The sequence below is a fragment of the Cobetia sp. AM6 genome (genome assembly GCF_009617955.1).
Taxonomy (GTDB): Bacteria; Pseudomonadota; Gammaproteobacteria; order Pseudomonadales; family Halomonadaceae; genus Cobetia; species Cobetia amphilecti.
The window spans coordinates 3,955,557-3,974,397 of sequence record NZ_AP021868.1; the positions used below are offsets into that span (position 1 = coordinate 3,955,557).

Below are 18,841 nucleotides of genomic sequence, written 5' to 3' on the forward strand. Positions count from 1 at the left end.
ACCTGATAGCGAGCCAACGAAAACGGCGCCCCGAGGGGCGCCGTTCTTGTCTTGCGATTCCACCACCACCGTCTTACAGGCTCAACACCTTCTCACCGCGAGCGATGCCGGAGACACCGGTACGTGCCACTTCCAGCACGCCCACCGGCTGCATCGCCGCCAGGAAGGCATCCAGCTTGCCACCGTCGCCGGTGATCTGGATGGTGTAGAGGCTCGGCGTGATGTCGACGATCTGGGCACGGAAGATGTCCGCCGTGCGCTTGATCTCGTCACGCTGGGCGCCCAGCGCCTTGACCTTGACCAGCATCAGCTCGCGCTCGATGTGGCTGCCCTCGGTGAGATCCACCAGCTTGACCACATCCACCAGCTTGTTGAGGTGTTTGGTGATCTGCTCGATGACGCGATCTTCACCGACAGTGGTGACGGTCAGACGGGACAGGGTCGCGTCTTCGGTCGGGGCCACGTTGAGGGTCTCGATGTTGAAGTTGCGCTGTGAAAACAGGCCGACGACCCGTGACAGCGCGCCCGGTTCGTTTTCCATCAGAATGGAGATGATATGGCGCATCAGGTCCGCTCCGTCTTCGTAAGCAGCATGTCACGCATGGAGCCGAGAGGCACCTGCATCGGGTAGACGTGTTCACGCGGGTCGACATAGATGTCGAGGAACACCAGCTCGTCCTTGTTGCGGAAGGCTTCTTCCAGCGCAGGCTCGAGCTCCTCCACCGTGTGCACCTTGATGGCACGGAAGCCATAGGCGCCCGCCAGCTGCACGAAGTCAGGCAGCGACTCCATATAGGAATGCGAGTGACGGGACTTGTAGTTCAGGTCCTGCCACTGACGCACCATGCCCAGCGACTGGTTGTTGAGGTTGATGATCTTGACCCCGATCCCGTACTGCTTACAGGTCGAGAACTCCTGCATCATCATCTGGAAGCTGCCTTCACCGGTGAACAGCACCACATCGTCTTCCGGGTAGGACATCTTGATGCCCATGGCCGCCGGGAAACCGAAGCCCATGGTGCCCAGACCACCGGAGGTGATCCAGCGGTTGGGGCGCTGGAACTTGTAGTACTGGGCGGCGAACATCTGGTGCTGACCGACATCGGTGGCGACGAAGGCTTCGCCACGCGTCGCGCGGTGCACGGCTTCCACCACCTGCTGCGGCTTGAGCGGCTCACCCGGGGCGGACGGCTCATACAGCTTGCCTTCACGCTCGGCACGCCAGCCATCGATCTGGGACCACCAGGCCTCCAGTGCATCGGGGTTGGCCAGCTCGCGACCCTGAACGAGGCTGATCATCTCGTTGATCACGGCATCGGCCGGACCGACGATCGGCACATCGGCGCGCACGGTCTTGGAGACCGAGCTCGGGTCGATGTCGACATGGATGATCTTGGCCGTCGGGCAGAACTTCGAGGTGTTATTGGTCACGCGGTCATCGAAGCGCGCACCGATGCAGATGATCAGATCGGTGTGGTGCATGGCATTGTTCGACTCGTAGGAGCCGTGCATGCCGGGCCAGCCCAGACACTGCCGATCACCCTGCGGGTAGGCACCGATGCCCATCAGCGAGGTGGTGATCGGGAAGTTGAGGCGGCGCACCAGGTCAGTCAGCGCTTCGCTGGCACGCCCGGACACCACACCACCGCCGGTGAAGAACAGCGGGCGACGTGCCTTGAGCATCAGCTCGACGGCTTTCTTGATCTGGCCACTGTGGCCACGGGTGACCGGGCTATAGGAGCGCATGCGTACCTTTTTGGGGTAGCTGTACTCATAGCGTTCGGTCGGGGCGGTCATGTCCTTCGGGATATCGATGACGACCGGCCCCGGGCGACCACTGGAGGCCAGATAGAAGGCCTTCTTGATCACCTCGGGAATCTCGCTCGGGTGCTTGATCGAGAAGCTGTGCTTCACGATCGGGCGAGTCACACCGACGATATCGGTTTCCTGGAAGGCGTCTTCACCGATCAGGTGGCTGGCGACCTGACCACACAGCACGACCATGGGGATCGAGTCCATGTAGGCCGTGGCGATACCGGTGACGGCATTGGTCGCGCCCGGGCCTGAGGTGACCAGCACCACACCCGGCTTGCCGGAGGCGCGCGCGTAACCATCGGCGGCGTGGGTCGCGGCCTGCTCGTGACGGACCAGAATGTGCTGGACCTTGTCCTGGCGGAACAGGGCGTCATAGATATGCAGCGCCGCTCCACCGGGATAGCCGTAAATATATTCCACGCCCTCGTCATGCAGGGCGCGGGCGATCATGTCAGCGCCGGAAAGCAATTCCACTTGGTTATTCTCCCCTGGAGGTCTCGAGTGCGTCCGGCGGCAATGCGCAAGCCGGATCGAGTGCGACCTGAATGTCGCTACCGCAGAAATTGCGGCACCTGATGCCAAACCCTGGCGTCTGCGGCCCGGTTAGGGCCTGCACTCTTGTCGCATCGGTTGGATGCGGTCGGGGCTGATGGCCGGTCGGTACGGTTGGCGTACCCGGACCGGCGTATCCTTTGACAGGCGGACAGCGACTCAGCGTCTGTCCTTCACGCGGCGCTTCGAGGGTCGCCCGAATGGCCGCGCCCGCAATCAGGAATGGTCAAGAGTCCAACAGCCGCAAGGGGCTGTCAACTCAACCTTACGCCAGTGTGCGCCACCTGCGCCAAATGCCACACCGATAACAACGAATCCGGCCATAAGCGTGCGTAAAACCTCACCAATGGCGATAAATTCGCAATTTTCTGCTTCGTGAATTTCAGCCTGCCTCACACCGAGTTGTCTTTTTGCGCCCAGGCGGCAGACACGAAAACGCCCCACCGCAAGCGGAAGGGCGTGCTTCCGTCACGGTAGGGCGTCACTCACGGGCGCACGAATCAGCGCGTGAAGGTCAGCTCCCCGCCCTCTTCGCCGACATGGATGATGTCACCGGGCACGAAGTCACCGCCCAGCAGAGCCTGGGCCAGCGGGTTCTCGATGCGGCTCTGGATGGCGCGCTTGAGCGGGCGAGCGCCATAGACCGGATCGAAGCCTGCCTTGGCCAGCAAGGCCATTGCCGGGTCGGTGATCTCGAAGCCGAGATCACGCTCGGCCAGACGCGCCTTGAGACGCTCAAGCTGAATGCCCGCGATGGAGGCGATCTGCGCCTGTCCCAGCGCGTGGAACACGACCACTTCATCGATGCGGTTGATCAGCTCCGGGCGGAAGTGATTGCCGACGACTTCCATCACCGCCGTCTTCATGTCGTCGTACTGGAAGGCCGCCTTGCGCTCGGCACGCTCGTCGGCGCTTTCCGTACTGCCCTCATCTTCCGCCAGCTCGCCATTGAGGCCGCTCATGCGCTGGATCATTTCCGAGCCCAGATTGGAGGTCATCACGATCACGGTGTTGCGGAAATCGACGGTACGTCCCTGACCATCGGTCAGGCGGCCATCTTCCAGCACCTGCAGCAGGATGTTGAAGACATCCGGATGCGCCTTCTCGACCTCGTCGAGCAGCAGCACGGAGTACGGCTTGCGGCGCACGGCCTCGGTCAGATAGCCGCCCTCTTCATAGCCGACATAGCCGGGAGGCGCGCCGATCAAGCGAGCCACGGAGTGCTTCTCCATGAACTCGGACATGTCGATGCGCACCATCGCCTCTTCGGTGTCGAACAGGAAGTTGGCCAGTGACTTGCAGAGCTCCGTCTTGCCGACACCGGTCGGACCGAGGAACAGGAAGGAGCCGTTGGGACGATTCGGGTCCGACAGCCCCGCGCGTGAACGACGCACCGCATTGGACACCGCGATCACCGCCTCGTCCTGGCCGATCACCTTCTCGTGCAGCGCCTCTTCCATGCGCAGCAACTTGTCACGCTCGCCTTCGAGCATCTTGGCGACCGGAATGCCGGTCCAGCGCGAGACGACCTCGGCAATCTCCTCCTCGGTGACATTGGAACGCAGCAGCACGTGGGCGGAGGTATCCGCCTCGCCGTCGCCGGCTTCGCTGATCTGCTTCTCGAGCCCCGGAATCACGCCGTATTGCAGTTCCGACATGCGGCTGAGGTCGCCGGCGCGGCGCGCCTGCTCCAGATCGATACGCGCCTGCTCCAGCTCGGCCTTGAACTGGGCCGCGCCCTGGATGCTGGACTTCTCGGCCTTCCAGACTTCATCGAGGTCGGCGTATTCCCGCTCCAGCTCCGAGATCTGGTCTTCAAGCGCGCCGAGACGCTTGAGCGCCGCCTCGTCGGTTTCCTTCTTGAGCGCTTCACGCTCCATCTTGAGCTGGATCAGGCGGCGGTCGAGACGGTCCATCTCCTCCGGCTTGGAATCCAGTTCCATGCGGATGCGTGACGCGGCCTCATCGATCAGGTCGATCGCCTTGTCCGGCAGCTGGCGGTCCGTGATGTAGCGCGAGGACAACCGCGCGGCGGCGATGATGGCGCTGTCGGTGATGTCGACCCCGTGGTGCACCTCGTAGCGTTCCTTCAGGCCACGCAGGATGGCGATGGTGTCTTCCTCGCTGGGCTGGTCGACCTGCACCTTCTGGAAGCGGCGCTCAAGTGCGGCGTCCTTCTCGATGTACTGACGATACTCGTCAAGCGTGGTGGCACCGACACAGTGCAGCTCGCCACGCGCCAGCGCCGGCTTGAGCATGTTGCCGGCATCCATCGCGCCTTCGGCCTTGCCCGCGCCGACCATGGTGTGCAGCTCGTCGATGAACAGGATGACCTGGCCTTCTTCCTGCGCCAGCTCCTTCAGCACCGACTTGAGGCGCTCCTCGAATTCGCCGCGGAACTTGGCCCCCGCCAGCAGCGAGCCCATGTCGAGAGACAGCACGCGCTTGTTCTTGAGGCCTTCCGGCACCTCGCCATTGACGATACGGCTGGCCAGCCCTTCGACGATGGCGGTCTTGCCGACGCCGGGCTCACCGATCAGCACCGGGTTGTTCTTGGTGCGACGCTGCAGCACCTGGATCGTGCGGCGAATTTCCTCATCGCGCCCGATCACCGGGTCGAGCTTGCCATCCCGCGCGCGCTCGGTCAGATCCAGGGTGTACTTGTTGAGCGCCTCGCGATTGTTCTCGGCATCGGCATCGCCCACGGCTTCGCCACCGCGCAGCGCATCGATGGCGGACGTCAGGGCGGGCTTCTTGATGCCCGAGGAGGTGAACAGCTTGCCGAGATCACCACCCAGCTCCAGCGCGGCCAGCAGCGCGAGCTCGGAGGCGATGTATTGATCGCCGCGCTTCTGCGCTTCACGATCGGCCAGATTCAGAAGCTTGCCGAGGGCCTGCGAGGGCGCGACATTGCCGTCGAACTGGGACACGGTGGGCAGGTCATCCAGCTGGCGCTTGAGGCCGCTCATCAGACTGGTGGCATCGCCGCCCGCCTTGTTGACCAGCGCCTTGAGCCCGCCATCGCGGTCTTCCAGCAGTGCCAGCAGCAGGTGCTGCGGGTGAATTTCATTGTGGCCTCGCCCGACGGCGAGCGACTGGGCATCCGCCAGAGCGTTCTGCAGCTTGCTGGTGAGTTTGTCGATGCGCATGGTGCCTTCTCTTGAGAGTCATGGCGGTACTCCTTTTCTCAGGAGCTTCGCCTGTAACATTTCGTATCTGACTCTCAAGATGGGGGCTGGCGCACGGCTTTCAAGGCAGGATTCGCCGCGCTGCAGCATGTTGTGGCATTTGCCTGATCCAGGTCAGATTCCCGCTGCCCCCGCCGGTCATCAGCTTTGCCACACACAGAAACGCCCCGCCAACCTGAGACATCAGGCCAACGGGGCGTTTGTGGGTACTGCATGTCGAGCTTGCGGAATACGCTGACCAGCGCCCCGACCAGAGATTCCTGATCAGCGCCTCAGCGCAGCCAGATCACCGTGGCGAGGCGTCCGGTCACGCCATCATCACGCCGGTGTGAATAGAAGCGTGATTCAGAGGCGGTACAGAAGTGCCCGCCACTGACATGACCGACCCCGGCACGCTCGAGACGCAGGCGTGCCAGCTTGTAGAGATCACCCATGTAGTGACCGAGCCGGTAGGGGCTGGCCTCGAAGGCATCATCGGCCTCGGGCAGATCCGCGATGAAGGCATCACGCACCTCGGGGCCGACCTCGAACTGCGCATTGGAGATCGCCGGGCCCAGCCAGGCCATCAGCTCGCCGGGGTCATCACCGAGACGCTCGATGGTGGCTTCCAGCACGCCTTCGACCAGCCCGCGCCAACCCGCATGCGCCACGCCGACGCGCGTGCCCTGCCGATCACAGAACAGCACCGGCAGGCAGTCCGCCGTCATCACCACACAGGCCTGCCCGGTGCCGGTACTGATGCAGGCATCCGCCCGTGGCGGCGCATCCGGCCGGTCCTCGCCATGGCAGACATCGAAGGCATCCACCACCTGAGTGCCGTGCACCTGATCCAGCCACGCCAGCGGACGCCCATCATCGACCTCCGCGGCGAGCAGCTCACGCACCTGCGCCACCATCGCCGGGTCATCACCCACATGCAGCGCCGGATTGAAGCCGGCATACGGCCCCTGGCTGGGGCCGCTCTCACGCGTGGTCACGAAGGCCTGCACCGGGCTCGGCGCGGGCCAGTCCGGCAGTATCAGGGTCGGGCGTAGACTCTCGTCGTGCATAACCTCTCCTTGTGCGGCGTGTCGCGCGAGCCTGCCGCCTCAGCGAGCGATGTCTTCCTTGAGATAGTCGATCAACACCAGCATGTCGCCCGGCATCTCGGCGCGGAATTCGACTTCCTTGCCCGTGATCGGGTGGATGAAGGCGAGACGACGGGCATGCAGTGCCTGACGCGGGAACTGACGCAGCAGCTCCTTGAGCGGGTCGCTGGCCCCCGGCGGCAGCTTCAGACGCCCGCCGTAGACCGGGTCTCCGACCAGCGGATAGCGCTGGTGCGCCATGTGCACGCGAATCTGGTGGGTACGCCCGGTTTCCAGCTTGCAGCGGATATGGGTGTGACCCCGGAAACGTTCCACCACGCGGAAGTGGGTGACCGCCGGCTTGCCACTGTGAGTGACGGCCTGACGCTTGCGGTCCTTGGGGTGACGCCCGATGGGCGCATCCACGGTGGCACCGGAGGTCAGCACGCCCGTGACGACGGCATCGTACTCGCGCGATACGGTACGGGCCTGCAGCTGCTCGACCAGGTCCGCCTGGGCGGTCAATGACTTGGCCACCACCATCAGTCCGCTGGTGTCCTTGTCGAGACGGTGCACGATACCGGCACGCGGCATCATGGAATTGCCCGGACAATGATGCAGGATGGCGTTGAGCAGCGTGCCATCGTGGTTACCCGCGCCCGGGTGCACGACCATGCCGTGCTCCTTGTTGATGACCAGCACGTCGTCGTCTTCATAGACGATCTCGAGCTCGATATCTTCCGGCTCGTGGCTGACTTCCTCTTCAAGCTCGGCGGTCAGGGCCAGACGTTCACCGCCATAGACCTTCTCGCGGGGTTTGACGGCGGCACCGTCGAGGGTCAGCGCACCGGTCTTGATCCAGTGCTTGAGACGCTCGCGGGAATAGTCGGAGAAGATCTCGGCGCAGGCCTGGTCAAGGCGCATGCCAATCATCGCCTCCGGGATCCGCTCTTCGCGGTTGATGGTGTCTGCCATATTGCTCTCTGAGGCCGTTTCGCACGAAAGGGCCTTTGCTTTATAGTGAGTGCGGATCGGCGGATTCTAGCATGCCCGCCATGGATTGCCCGAGATGAGGAAACCGATGCGCGCCCTTCCCTTGACTGCCCTCGCCCTGGCCAGCACCTTGCTGGCTGGCTGTGCGTCCAACGAGCCGGCACCGGATCTTCAGGAGCAGGACCTGTATCGTCAGGCCCAGGTTTCCCTGGATACCAGCCGCTTCAACTCCGCTGTGCAACAACTTGAAGCCCTGGATACTCGCTTCCCGTTCGGCAGCTACGCCGAACAGTCGCAGCTGGAGCTGATCTACGCCTATTATCAGGTCGACAACTGGGAGGCGGCACGCGCCGCGGCCAGCCGTTTCATTCGCCTGCACCCCGATCACCCGCAGGTCGATTATGCCTACTACATGCGTGGACTGGCAGCGTACAGCGCGGGTCGTTTCAGCCTGGAATCCCTCGATCTGATCGATATTTCCAAGCGTGACCTGGGCGCGACACGCGATGCCTATGTCGACTTCGGTGAGCTGGTACGTCGCTTCCCCAACAGCACCTACGCGGCAGATTCCCGTCAGCGCATCATCTATCTGCGCAACGTACTGGCGCGCGGCGAGCTGCAGACAGCCGATTTCTACCTGCGCAAGCAGGCCTATCTGGCTGCCGTGAAGCGTGGCGAGTGGGTCATTGAGCACTACCCTAACACTCCTGCCACCCGCGATGCGCTGGCCGTGATGGTCGAGGGCTATCTGGGCCTCGGTCTGCGTGACCGTGCCAGCGAGACGCTCAAGGTGCTGATCCAGAATGATCCGGACAACGAACGTCTGGATGGTCGTACCTTCGAGCCGCGCTACGTGAAGGCTGACGACCTGACGGTCTGACGACCGGCAGGCGTCACCATCGAGAAGCCCGTGATCATCGATCACGGGCTTTTTCGTGCTGCCAGCATGGCCAGAATCGTCGGATTCAGGCGCCTTCAGCGTCTTGCGCAAAGAATCCGCAATCCGTCATTCGCCGGCTACCCAGCCATTGACGATCGGGTAGCGGCGGTCCCGCCCGAAGCCGCGCGGCGTGACGCGCACGCCTACCGGTGCCTGACGACGCTTGTACTCGGTACGGTCGACCAGACGCACCACGCGATAGACATCCTCTTCCTCGAAGCCTGAGCGGATGATCGCCTCGGCGCTCATGTCACCCTCGATATAGTGGGTGAGAATCGCATCCAGAGTGTCGTAGTCCGGCAGCGAATCGCTGTCGAGCTGGTCTTCGGCGAGCTCGGCGGACGGCGGGCGCGTGATGACGCGCTCCGGAATCGCCGGGCCCATGGTGTTGCGCCAGTTGGCGAGACGGAACACCCAGCTCTTGTAGACATCCTTGAGCGCGTTGTAGCCGCCGACCATGTCGCCGTAGAGCGTGGCGTAACCCACCGCCATCTCGCTCTTGTTGCCGGTGGTCAGCACCATCAGGCCCTTCTTGTTGGAGATGGCCATCAGCAGCACGCCACGGCACCGCGACTGCAGGTTCTCCTCGGTGGTGTCGCGCTCGCTGCCGGCGAAGCTCTCCGCCAGGGTCTCGGTGAAGGCCTCGACCATCGGCGCGATGGGCATCACCTCGTAATTCACGCCCAGCAGCCTGGCCTGCTCGGCGGCGTCTTCCTTGGAGATGTCCGCGGTGTAGTGATACGGCATCATCACGGCGTGCACGCGGTCCGCGCCCAGCGCATCGACGGCGATGGCCAGCGACAGGCCGGAATCGATGCCCCCGGAAAGCCCCAGCACCACACCCTTGAAGCCGCTCTTGTTGACGTAGTCACGCAGCCCGGTGACCAGCGCACAGTAGAGTGACTCCTCCGGCGACAGCAGCTCGGCGATCTCGCCACTCTGCGGCACCCAGTTGCCACCCTCTGCCTTGAGGAACTGCACCGGCATCAGGCCGACATCCCACCATGGCGCCTGCACGCAGGTCTTGCCGTCGGCATCGATGGCGGCAGAGCCCCCGTCGAAGACCAGCTCATCCTGACCGCCGATCTGATTGACGTAGACCAGCGGGCAATTGACCTCGGCTGCCCGCTCGGCGAACAGCTGATTGCGCTCGGCCGGCTTCTCCAGGTGATAGGGCGAGGCGTTGAGGCTGACGAGAATCTCGGCTCCGGCATCGCGTGCCTGACGGACCGGCGCGCCGTCCCACAGGTCTTCGCAGATGACGATGCCCAGACGGGCACCACGGCACTCGACCACACACGGCTCGCTGCCCGGCGTGAAATAGCGCTGCTCATCGAAGACCTGATAGTTGGGCAAGGCCTGCTTGGCATACTCGGCGATCCACTCACCATCCTTGAGCACGCCGGCCAGGTTGTAACGCTTGCCGTCACGCATGCCGGGGTAGCCGACGATGACCATCACGCCCGGCGCGACCTTCTTCGCCATCTGGGCGCGCGCCTCCTCGAGGCGGGATTCCATGGACTCGCGCAGCAGCAGGTCTTCCGGCGGGTAGCCGGTAAGACACAACTCGGGCAGCACTACGACATCGGCCTTGTGCTCAAGACTCGCTTCACGCACCGATTCGATGGCACGCGCAGTGTTGCCGGGAATATCACCGACCAGCGGGTCGAGCTGGGCCATCACCAGAGTCAGATCTTGCATGCGGTAAGGATCTCTCGATTGGCGGTTCGATAAGGGGCCAGTACACTGTGGCCAGACATCTGGCTCAGATCACTGAGCCGTGCACCGGCCCACCTGTCATCATGTTGGCCGCCATTGTCCCGCAAGGTCGCGCCGCTGGCAAAAGCCACGCGCGCCGCCTCATCTGGGAGTCATATAGGAATGAGCCTGTTGATCATCCGTCTGCTGGTTTTCGTCGCCCTGTTCTGGGCCGGCCTGCGCCTTTACCGCATGTATCGCCAATGGAAGCTGAGCCAGGACGACTACGGCAACGACAGCCCCGCCGAACGCGAGGCGCAGAACATGGTGCGCTGCGCCTACTGCGACCTGCATCTGCCGGAAAATGACGCCATCCGCCATGAGGCGCTGCACTTCTGCTGCCAGGAACACCAGCAGCACTTCCTCGACGAAGGACCGCGCAAATGACTCGCCACCGAGACGAGATGCTCGATGGCGAACCACAACACGCACTCCCTCAGGCCCAGCGGGTCTCACCGGCATTTGACGACGTATCCAGCGTGGCAATCTCGGCCAGCAGGGCCTCGGGCTGGTAAGGCGCGGGGTCGATGATCGGCGTGCGCCCGAGCAGTTGATCCACCAGCAGGCGGGTCGAGGCCGGCGCCAGTACCAGCCCATTGCGGTAATGGCCGGCATTGACGTGCAGGTGGCGGCGTTCAGGCACGGCACCGATGAAGGGCGTACCGGTCGGCGAACCGGGGCGCAGTCCCGCCCAGTGGTGCTCGACCTCACACTCCGCCAGCGCGGGAATGATCTCGCAGGCGCTCTTGATCAGTGACTCGCGCGCCTCGGCGGTGGTCGCCTTGTCGAAGCCGACCTCCTCCAGCGTCGAGCCGGCCACGATACGGCCATCGCCCCGCGGTATCACGTAGCGCCCATTCTTGAGCACCACGCGCTCCACCAGCCCCTTGGGCGCCTTGAACAGCACCATCTGGCCGCGTACCGGCCGCACCGGCAGCGCAAGCCCCGCCTCACTCAGAATCTCTCGACTCCAGGCACCACCGCAGACCACGACCTGGCCGGCAGACAGCACCGAATTGGCGGTCTGTACGCCGATGGCGGTGTCGTCCTGCAGCAGAATGCCCTGCACCGCGACATTCTCCAGCAGCCGCACGCGCGGGTGAGCGTCGAGCGCGGCGCGCAGTGACTTGCCTAGACGCGGATTGCGGATGCTGCCAAGCGTCGGCATCCACAGCGCCGACTCGCAGCCGGGCGCGACCGCCGGAGCCTTGTCATAGACGAAGTCGGCGTCCACGCGCGTCAGCGGCTTGGTATATTCCCGGGACCAGGCCAGTGCCTGCTCGGCATCCTCGACATTCAGGTACAGCAGGCCCTGCTGGCGATATTCGGGGTCGATGCCGGTGGTCTCGATCAGGCGCTCGGCCAGCGTGGGGTAGAAGCCTTCCGACCAGGCAGACAGGCGCGAGATCGGCGCGCTATAACGCCACGGATACAACGGCGAGACGATACCGCCGCCCGCCCATGACGCCTCACGCCCACACTGGCCTCGCTCGACCAGCGTGACCTCGGCACCGCCATCCGCCAGCTCCAGCGCGGTCAGCATGCCGATCACGCCACCGCCTACCACCACAAAGTCATTCACGCCTGTTCGCTCCTGCCATCAGCCCGGGAAAGGGATCAAGAATACGCCGCCCGCAAGGCGGTGCAAGCGAGCCGCGTGCAATCCAGCATTGAGCAGAGTCTCCAGCATCGTGCAGAGCCGAGCGCTTCACGGCTACCAGCAATCGCCATCGCCGGTCGTATCGCGGACACCGGTATTGGTGAGGGTCAGCGCGGGGCAGTCGGCATCGGCGCTTTGAGGCGCCACCGCGGTCGCGATGAGCGTGAAGCGCGTGGTCGTGGCGCCATCCTCCAGGCTCAGGGTGTAATAGCCTTCCGGCGACTCGGTGGCACGCCCCAGTCCTTCCTCATCACAATCACTGTCGCCGGCGATGCTGGTCGCGTAGCCGCCGCAACGCGCCATGTAGCGCTCCTGAGCCTGAGCCAATGACATCAATGCCGCCTGCCCATCGGCACGACGCGAGCGGATTACCTGATCCTGATAGCTCGGGTAGGCGATCGCCGCGAGAATGCCGACGATGACGATCACGATCATGATCTCCGTCAGCGTGAAGCCTGAGGCGTACCGGCGCCGAGAGAGGCGCGAACGGGAAGAGAGAAGACTGGCCATGAAGTGCTTCCTTGAAGAACGTGAATGAGGGGCTTGAGTGAAAGACGAGGGCGAAAGGCTTGGGAGAAAGACTCGGGCGCAAGACTCAGCCAAAAGGCACTGGGTAAGCCTGCCTGAAGGAAGTAAACCCTGATGAAAGGCAAGGCGCCGCCACCCGGGGAAGGCGTGGCGGCGCAGCGTGTCATCCTTGCCTCATGTCCAAGACGGGCTCAGCGCAGCTGATACCAGGAGACACGGCCGGTGTCCGTCGAGCTGGACACGTTGAGATCATAGGAGGAGACACCGCCCTCCTCGCTGCCCAGCGAACTGGTGCCCACGTAGACCGTATCGCCGACACTGACACTGGACGTCGGTGTACCGCTCAATTTGACGCTGACGATGACATTGCCGACGGCGACGGTGTCATCAACGAGGGTGCCGACCAGGTCATCAGCGCTGAAGGCCTCATCCTGATTGAAATCGAAGATGGTCACGTAGCTGCCTTCGCTATCGTCGTAGGTCGGCAGGCCTGTCTCGGTGTCCAGCGCGACCAGCCAGCCACCGCCGGTACTTTCACAGAAGTTGGTTCCGGTACTGGACGTGCTGGTGGAGAAGACCACCAGGTTGGAGAGCAGATTGGCCGGCTCGACCAGCTCTTCCTGCTCGGAGGCGTCCAGATCCAGATACCAGCCGAAGCGATCCGTGTCTTGATCCTCGAGCTGGCTGGGATAGTAGGCAAAGCTGTCGCCGCCAAGGGTCCGGCCTGTCAGCTCGCCGTTGGTGTAGCTTCCGCTGACGAAGTTGCGTGCCTCAAGGTCACTGCGTGTCAGACTGGTATGACTGCCGCCGGTATCCAGCACGGTGTAGAGGCTCTGCGTGACCCAGGCTTCATCTTCAGCGTCGGCATACATGTCCTGGCCGGTCCCGAAGGACACCAGCAGATTGGGCGAGGTCATGGTGTGCGTCTCGCCGGAGTAGCGACTGAGTGTCGGCTTGACGGTGATCGGCTGCAGCGCGTCCGTCTGGCACTCCCCGCCGGTCAGGCTGGTAGCACAGGCCGTGAACAGGCGCGTGACACTCCACTTGCTGCTGTCGTCGTCACTGAGGTCAAACTTCCACAGCCGCCCCTGCAGGTCTCCGCCATAGGCGAAATCGACGGTGCCATTGCTGTCGAGGTCCGCGACCTGCAGGTTTGCCAATCCGCCGGTCACTCCGCTGGGGGACAGCTTGGCGATCACGCCACCGGCATTGACTCCATCAAGCTCCAGCGCGAACAACGTCGGCGCAGCGTTCTCATCGGTCGTTTCCAGTCCGTTGCCGACCAGCACCGCGCTGTCGCCGTTGTTGAGAGTGACGATATGCGCGCTGCCGTAGACATGCCCCATGTCATCATCGTCACTGGCACCGAATTCCCAGCGCACCACATCATCTTCGTCGAAGTCTTCGCCTGCCACGACCTTGGTGACATTGAGCGCGAACAGGCCGCGCCCACCACCGGCGAGACCGGATACCAGCCACTCCTCACCATTCAGGCTGGCCAGACGCAGCTCACCGTCGACATAGTAGCGATGCTGATAGCCCGGGTCCGTCAGATACCCCAGCCCTGCGTCGTCCTCTTCGCTGTAGAGCAGTTCCGGAATATAGGCGAACTGCTCGTTGCCGGTCTTGAGGTCGAAGGCATGCAGCATGCCGTCGTTGGCCCCGACGAAGACACTGCCCTCTGTCGTCGAGTCGTCACGTGTCACGACGACAGGCGACGAGCCGATGATGTCGCCCAGTTGGACGCCAGTGCGATTGCGCAGACCATCGCCTTCGTATTCATCGCTGCCCCGCAACCATTCGATCGCTGCCTCCACATGGTCATCGGTGGAGTTGCCACCGACCTCCATGCGCGCGAGATCATTGCGCTGGCTGGAGCTCAGACGGCCCGCGTTGTCGGTCGTGAACTCGACTCCGTTGCCGCCGGACATGGTGAAGACCGTACGCGACTCAACACCATCCTTCTCTTCCAATGCCTCACTCAACTGGGTGGCAGCACTCCAGACCTGGTCGTCATCCTCGACGTCCTTGCCCTCCTGTACCGACGAGGCCACCACATCGCCCGTCCAGGTCGAGGCGGAATAGCGGCTCTCGATCAGCTGGCTATCCGTCTCGACACTGGCCGTGGTCAGGTTGGTGGAGAGGCCGCTGACACTGTTGCCCACCGCGACGATCTCGGAGGCGATCGCCGCCAGGGCCGAGACGAGGTCCGTCGGGCTGGAGGCATTGAAGTAGGAGCCACCGCCATCGATGGCCGCCTGCTCCAGGTCATCGATGGTGCTGGAGCTGCTTTCGGTGACACGCTTATTGCTGCTCCACTCATCACTGTCGGAGTCCACACCGAAAGCGACGGTATACGTCGTCATCACCTGTTTTTCATAGGTCCCACTGCCCAGATTTTTACGCAAATCGTTATTGGCATAATAATAAGCGACATCTGCCAGGGTTGTGTTTCCACCCTTCCAGTATTTCGATATATACCAGGATCTCCCATCACCATTATAATCTCCGTTCGATCCTGCAACCAGATTCCTCAAGTCATCAGAATCGTCCGAATCTTCCGAATTCCAGAAGCCATCAGTAATTAAAACCGTGAAATTCTGCTGACACATGCCACCTTCATCTGCAGAGACTATGGGGGAATCCCCGAGATCCCTGTAATCACCCTGGTAATATTTACCAGCACGATGAAGTGCCTCACGTAATGGCGTCCCACGATAGGAATTATAATTGGATGCAGTGTCGGGTATGATCTTGGACCCGACAATAGCATCCTTCACCTCATCCAGATGTTCATTGCTATTATCAGAATTCGTTATTACAGAAACTATTGTTCCGATAGAATTGATGACTTCATTTATCAATGTATCATATATACTATCAACTTCAGCCTGCTTGGCAGTCACAGAGTCTGGGTTGATAGTCAAAAAACCAGTACGAAAATCAGTGCCTGCCAGCAATTCCAAGGCAGCGGCCTTACCGACGCCCAAACGGTCACGATAGTAAGTAAACCAGTTGGCGTAGTTGATTTTTTCTTGATCAGACAGACTGTCATCAGAGAGTTTTACCTCAGAATCTAATTCACAGTCGCCCCCTGTGTAGTAACGGTAATTCAAGTCTGGGTCGGTGAGGTCAACCAGATTGCTGGAATCATCTCCTGAATTGAAGTCAATCCAGGCAGCAGTCGGATCCATATCATCATAGCGTTCATCTCCATCACCCTTTCTCCAAGGAAGATAGGTCTGGTGAGGATCATACGCCTGCTTGTTTTTTTCAGAACAGAAATAAGAACTACCTAAATCACTACGCGGCATGAAAGCATCTTCACAGGTAGTGACAGATACCACTTGGGTACCTCCATTCCCCTTTCCGTTATCCTTATCCTTATCCTTATCCTTATCCTTATCCTTATCCTTATCCTTTTTCTTTTCCTTTCCGCTTCCATTACTAGTGATAGTGGTGGTAGTCGTTTCACATACTTCATCCCAAGTATAAACAAGATTGTATTTCTGCGTAGAATCCCCGCCCTCGAAGGTATCTTCGAATGACATCGACCCTGAGTCATCCAAAAGCAAAAGTACGTTGGGAGTGACGCCGACACTCTGGGTGGTGGGCAACTGGAGTAGTGTGTCGCTGTCTGCCAGCACGGGCAAGGCGACCAGCAGTCCGCCTGACAGCAAGACCGGCAGGTGAATACGACGCAAGCCGCTGCGGCGGGGTGAATGCTTCGATTTCATCGATAGATTCCCTTCAATCGGCCATCATGATTTCGCTTTGCACCACTGCCAGTGCACGCTTCTTGCTATCAGGGTCACCTGCGCTCTCAAGACTCCAACCGGCGGCCGTGATGCGGAAGGCATTCAACAACTGACTGCTGCTCAGGTTATCGTCATTCAGAACGCCTTCCGTCGTCTCTCCGAGATACTCGATGACATAGTTGCCGTTGTCAGCCGCATCACCACTCAAGACACCTTCCCCCTCCCAGGCGTCTGCCTGCAGAGGATCGAAGTCCAGGTCCTCCCCCGCCGTCACGTCGTAGAAGCCGTCCCCATCGAAATCATCCAGGGTCAGCTCCCCCTCGAGCAGACGACTCTCCGCCTGTTGCTGAAGGCTCTCGGCCTCCGCGTAGGCGTTGTCGTAGAACTGGGTATTCATCAACATGCGGGTCTGCAACTGGGTATCTTCATTGCCTGTCACCGCCATCACGCCCACCACGATCAGCATGATCAGCACGACCAGCAATGCCATGCCTTGCTGGCGTGGCGGCCTGGGAGAACTTGCCTGGTTCATAGACCGATATTCCTCGGGCTCAGGGTGATATCGAAGGTGCGTTGCAACTCACCGCCCCCCTCTCCCTCGACGTTGATCGTCGGGGGCGTCTTGAGGGTCAGGCTGATGTGGATCCGTCTGACGCTGCTCCAGTCGTTCGCGGCTTCCACTTCCGCCACGCTGCGCTCCACGGCAAAGCGACTCGCGCTACCGCTGCCGGAGGCCGTATCGAAGGTCAGGTCCAGCGCTTCGACGTATCGTGCCACTTCTTCGCCACAGCCTGCTGCCGGATCGCCATCGACATCCTCGCCGTTCAGGCAGAGCCTAACGGGGGAGTCGTCATCGGCCTGTGACAGCAACAGGTACCAACGCTGCAGCGGATAGACATATGCCTGGGTCTGTATGGTGCCGCCATAGCCGTGCTCGACGGCGCTCGACAGATCGAGCGAGTTGTTGCCATCGTCCGAGAGGCGTGCGATGTCGCCGCTCTCACAGTCGCTGATCAGCACGACGCTATCCGTCTCCAGCGTACCGGAGGTGTAGTCCTCCAGGGTCAGCGAGGTATCGCCCTGGGCGACGCTCGCCCCGAGCTGCCAACCGCGCTGCGCTCCCAGCGCCGGTACCTGCAAGGCCAGACGGTCGTAGGTGATCCCCGCCACCGTGTCGGACTCGGCCGTCAGAGGAGAATCGGACAGCGCATGGCTGCCGGTACCATCACTGACACTGCTCACCGACGCACAGCCGGAAAAGCCGGCATTGCGCACCAATGGCTGCAGGCGGCGTGTGACGTGGCGTGCAGACTCCTGCAGGTAGGACACGGCAGACGTGGTGTTGAGGGTAGAGCGCGAGGCCAGAAAGTATTCCAGCGCCATGGCGGAAATGAACAGTCCCAGCACCAGCGCCAGCATCAATTCGACCAGGCCGACGCCCTGCTGGGCATGCCGTGAGGGAATCGAGCGCGGCGCCCGAGGCGAGCGCGACGCGAAGGCTCGCAGCGGGAGGGAGGCTTTCGACGACATCAGGGCACCACTCGTATCTGTAGGGTCTCGCTCAACGCCTGAGCATCGGCGTCCATGCTGTCTTCGTTCTGCCCGAGCTGCGCGGCACCGCTCCAGCCGAGGGTCAGGGTGAGAAGGTCACTGCCGCTGCTGGCGATGGACCCGACCGGCGCGTTCAGACTGCTGTCCTCAAGCCTGTCCGCCCACACCGCCACATCACGGGCCGCCAGCTCGGCAACACTGCAGGGACAACCGCCCGGATTACCTGCCCCCGCAGTGGAAAGCCCATCGTAGTCATCCACGCCATCGGGATTGGCCTGAATGCGCTCTGCCATGCTGACCAGGAGAATACGGGCTTCGGTACGCGCGTAACTCTCATTGTTGGCCTGCAGACTTTCCATCTGCATGAGCCCGAACCCCAGCAATGTCAGCCCCATCAACAGCAGAGCGATCAACGCCTCCAGCAGGCTGGTACCTTGCTGGCCACCGCTTGCACGGGACACGCCAAGCTCAGCAACTCTGGTCATCGCTGCCATAAGTCTCCGTCAATACTCGTCCGATGGGAGTCAATTCAAGCTGGCGATGGCCCTGCCCGCCCGACTGATCGCAGATCAACAACCAGGTGGAATCAGAGGTCGCGCCCTGATCATCGAAAGTCACACCGGCGACACCCGCCTGCACGGTGATGGCGGCATCAAACACGCGCAACAGGTCATCGCCCAGCGACGCCCGTGCCTCGGCCTGACTGCCCTGCACCACCGCCCAGCCATTGCTCCAGCTGGTGGAATTCATGCAGGCGTCACCCTGCGCATTCAGGGGGCAGAGCGTGATGTCGTTGCCGCTGGCCACCGCCTCGCTACGCGCATAGTTGATGGAAGTCACGAGCGTCTCGGCCGTGCCGGTGACGGCGTTGCGCGCGACCACCCCCTGCCAGGCGGGGACGGCAATCGTGATCGTGATCACGAGAATGGCCAGCGTGATCATCAGCTCAATCAACGTGAAGCCTTGCTGGCGGCCCTGCTGACATCCATGCCGAAGTGCAGGAAAAAGCTGCATCGTCTTACCCCTGAAAG

Annotated in this window: 15 protein-coding genes; 2 read left to right on the top strand and 13 right to left on the bottom strand. The window is 62.0% G+C overall.

Going from position 1 to position 18,841, the window contains the following annotated elements:
* Positions 1-73 precede the first annotated feature (73 nt).
* The 5 genes from ilvN to rluD all read right to left on the bottom strand — a co-directional run bounded on the left by ilvN (position 74) and on the right by rluD (position 7,597).
* A complete protein-coding gene (gene ilvN, locus CLAM6_RS16500; RefSeq protein WP_043337227.1) occupies positions 74-565 on the bottom strand; it encodes an acetolactate synthase small subunit in 492 nt (163 codons plus the stop codon).
* Positions 565-2,289, bottom strand: a complete 1,725-nt coding sequence (locus CLAM6_RS16505; RefSeq protein ID WP_043337225.1) for an acetolactate synthase 3 large subunit — start codon at positions 2,287-2,289, stop codon at positions 565-567. Before CLAM6_RS16505 ends, ilvN begins: the two co-directional genes overlap by 1 nt.
* Before the next feature lie 578 nt (positions 2,290-2,867).
* A complete protein-coding gene (gene clpB, locus CLAM6_RS16510) occupies positions 2,868-5,516 on the bottom strand; it encodes an ATP-dependent chaperone ClpB (RefSeq protein ID WP_153636651.1) in 2,649 nt (882 codons plus the stop codon).
* Positions 5,517-5,827: 311 nt separating this feature from the next.
* On the bottom strand, positions 5,828-6,604 hold the full coding sequence (pgeF, locus tag CLAM6_RS16515; RefSeq protein WP_153636652.1) for a peptidoglycan editing factor PgeF: 777 nt from the start codon (positions 6,602-6,604) through the stop codon (positions 5,828-5,830).
* A 39-nt stretch (positions 6,605-6,643) separates the two neighbouring features.
* Positions 6,644-7,597: a 23S rRNA pseudouridine(1911/1915/1917) synthase RluD gene (rluD, locus tag CLAM6_RS16520; protein ID WP_054556942.1), complete on the bottom strand. Its 954-nt coding sequence runs from the start codon at positions 7,595-7,597 to the stop codon at positions 6,644-6,646.
* Between the two features lie 94 nt (positions 7,598-7,691).
* On the opposite strand from rluD, the gene CLAM6_RS16525 reads away from it, so the two are divergent.
* The gene (locus CLAM6_RS16525) at positions 7,692-8,495 is read left to right on the top strand and encodes an outer membrane protein assembly factor BamD (protein WP_054556941.1); all 804 of its coding nucleotides are present in this window, start codon (positions 7,692-7,694) and stop codon (positions 8,493-8,495) included.
* A gap of 126 nt (positions 8,496-8,621) precedes the next feature.
* Here the strand turns inward: CLAM6_RS16525 and CLAM6_RS16530 are convergent, their stop codons facing one another.
* On the bottom strand, positions 8,622-10,256 hold the full coding sequence (locus tag CLAM6_RS16530) for an NAD+ synthase (protein WP_153636653.1): 1,635 nt from the start codon (positions 10,254-10,256) through the stop codon (positions 8,622-8,624).
* A 180-nt stretch (positions 10,257-10,436) separates the two neighbouring features.
* Here CLAM6_RS16530 and CLAM6_RS16535 point away from each other — a divergent pair, with 180 nt between their 5' ends.
* Positions 10,437-10,700 carry a PP0621 family protein gene (locus tag CLAM6_RS16535; RefSeq protein ID WP_043337174.1) on the top strand — a complete coding sequence of 88 codons (264 nt, stop codon included), beginning with the start codon at positions 10,437-10,439 and terminating at the stop codon, positions 10,698-10,700.
* 49 nt (positions 10,701-10,749) lie between these two features.
* Here CLAM6_RS16535 and thiO read toward each other — a convergent pair whose 3' ends face one another.
* From thiO to CLAM6_RS16570, 7 genes are all read right to left on the bottom strand, one after another.
* The gene (gene thiO / locus CLAM6_RS16540; RefSeq protein WP_153636654.1) at positions 10,750-11,895 is read right to left on the bottom strand and encodes a glycine oxidase ThiO; all 1,146 of its coding nucleotides are present in this window, start codon (positions 11,893-11,895) and stop codon (positions 10,750-10,752) included.
* A 132-nt stretch (positions 11,896-12,027) separates the two neighbouring features.
* Positions 12,028-12,483, bottom strand: coding sequence for a type IV pilin protein (locus CLAM6_RS18130; RefSeq protein WP_153636655.1), 456 nt, complete (start codon positions 12,481-12,483; stop codon positions 12,028-12,030).
* Positions 12,484-12,692: 209 nt separating this feature from the next.
* Positions 12,693-14,867 carry a pilus assembly protein gene (locus CLAM6_RS17760; protein ID WP_172978731.1) on the bottom strand — a complete coding sequence of 725 codons (2,175 nt, stop codon included), beginning with the start codon at positions 14,865-14,867 and terminating at the stop codon, positions 12,693-12,695.
* A gap of 1,384 nt (positions 14,868-16,251) precedes the next feature.
* The gene (locus tag CLAM6_RS16555; protein ID WP_153636657.1) at positions 16,252-16,791 is read right to left on the bottom strand and encodes a pilus assembly PilX family protein; all 540 of its coding nucleotides are present in this window, start codon (positions 16,789-16,791) and stop codon (positions 16,252-16,254) included.
* Entirely contained in the window at positions 16,788-17,789 is a 1,002-nt protein-coding gene (locus tag CLAM6_RS16560) for a PilW family protein (protein ID WP_153636658.1), read from the bottom strand. Before CLAM6_RS16560 ends, CLAM6_RS16555 begins: the two co-directional genes overlap by 4 nt.
* Complete coding sequence (locus tag CLAM6_RS16565; protein WP_153636659.1) at positions 17,789-18,295, bottom strand: hypothetical protein; 507 nt, start codon at positions 18,293-18,295, stop codon at positions 17,789-17,791. The genes CLAM6_RS16560 and CLAM6_RS16565 overlap by 1 nt, the downstream gene beginning before the upstream one ends.
* Positions 18,279-18,824: a GspH/FimT family pseudopilin gene (locus tag CLAM6_RS16570; protein WP_082388836.1), complete on the bottom strand. Its 546-nt coding sequence runs from the start codon at positions 18,822-18,824 to the stop codon at positions 18,279-18,281. The genes CLAM6_RS16565 and CLAM6_RS16570 overlap by 17 nt, the downstream gene beginning before the upstream one ends.
* Positions 18,825-18,841: the final 17 nt, after the last annotated feature.

What these genes read in the sequence shown, in the direction of transcription:
- ilvN (WP_043337227.1), bottom strand. Translation starts at nt 565, where the DNA reads ATGCGCCATATCATCTCCATTCTGATGGAAAACGAACCGGGCGCGCTG.
- clpB (WP_153636651.1), bottom strand. Translation starts at nt 5,516, where the DNA reads ATGCGCATCGACAAACTCACCAGCAAGCTGCAGAACGCTCTGGCGGAT.
- pgeF (WP_153636652.1), bottom strand. Translation starts at nt 6,604, where the DNA reads ATGCACGACGAGAGTCTACGCCCGACCCTGATACTGCCGGACTGGCCC.
- rluD (WP_054556942.1), bottom strand. Translation starts at nt 7,597, where the DNA reads ATGGCAGACACCATCAACCGCGAAGAGCGGATCCCGGAGGCGATGATT.
- CLAM6_RS16525 (WP_054556941.1), top strand. Translation starts at nt 7,692, where the DNA reads ATGAGGAAACCGATGCGCGCCCTTCCCTTGACTGCCCTCGCCCTGGCC.
- CLAM6_RS16530 (WP_153636653.1), bottom strand. Translation starts at nt 10,256, where the DNA reads ATGCAAGATCTGACTCTGGTGATGGCCCAGCTCGACCCGCTGGTCGGT.
- CLAM6_RS16535 (WP_043337174.1), top strand. Translation starts at nt 10,437, where the DNA reads ATGAGCCTGTTGATCATCCGTCTGCTGGTTTTCGTCGCCCTGTTCTGG.
- CLAM6_RS18130 (WP_153636655.1), bottom strand. Translation starts at nt 12,483, where the DNA reads ATGGCCAGTCTTCTCTCTTCCCGTTCGCGCCTCTCTCGGCGCCGGTAC.
- CLAM6_RS17760 (WP_172978731.1), bottom strand. Translation starts at nt 14,867, where the DNA reads ATGACGACGTATACCGTCGCTTTCGGTGTGGACTCCGACAGTGATGAG.
- CLAM6_RS16555 (WP_153636657.1), bottom strand. Translation starts at nt 16,791, where the DNA reads ATGAACCAGGCAAGTTCTCCCAGGCCGCCACGCCAGCAAGGCATGGCA.
- CLAM6_RS16560 (WP_153636658.1), bottom strand. Translation starts at nt 17,789, where the DNA reads ATGTCGTCGAAAGCCTCCCTCCCGCTGCGAGCCTTCGCGTCGCGCTCG.
- CLAM6_RS16565 (WP_153636659.1), bottom strand. Translation starts at nt 18,295, where the DNA reads ATGACCAGAGTTGCTGAGCTTGGCGTGTCCCGTGCAAGCGGTGGCCAG.
- CLAM6_RS16570 (WP_082388836.1), bottom strand. Translation starts at nt 18,824, where the DNA reads ATGCAGCTTTTTCCTGCACTTCGGCATGGATGTCAGCAGGGCCGCCAG.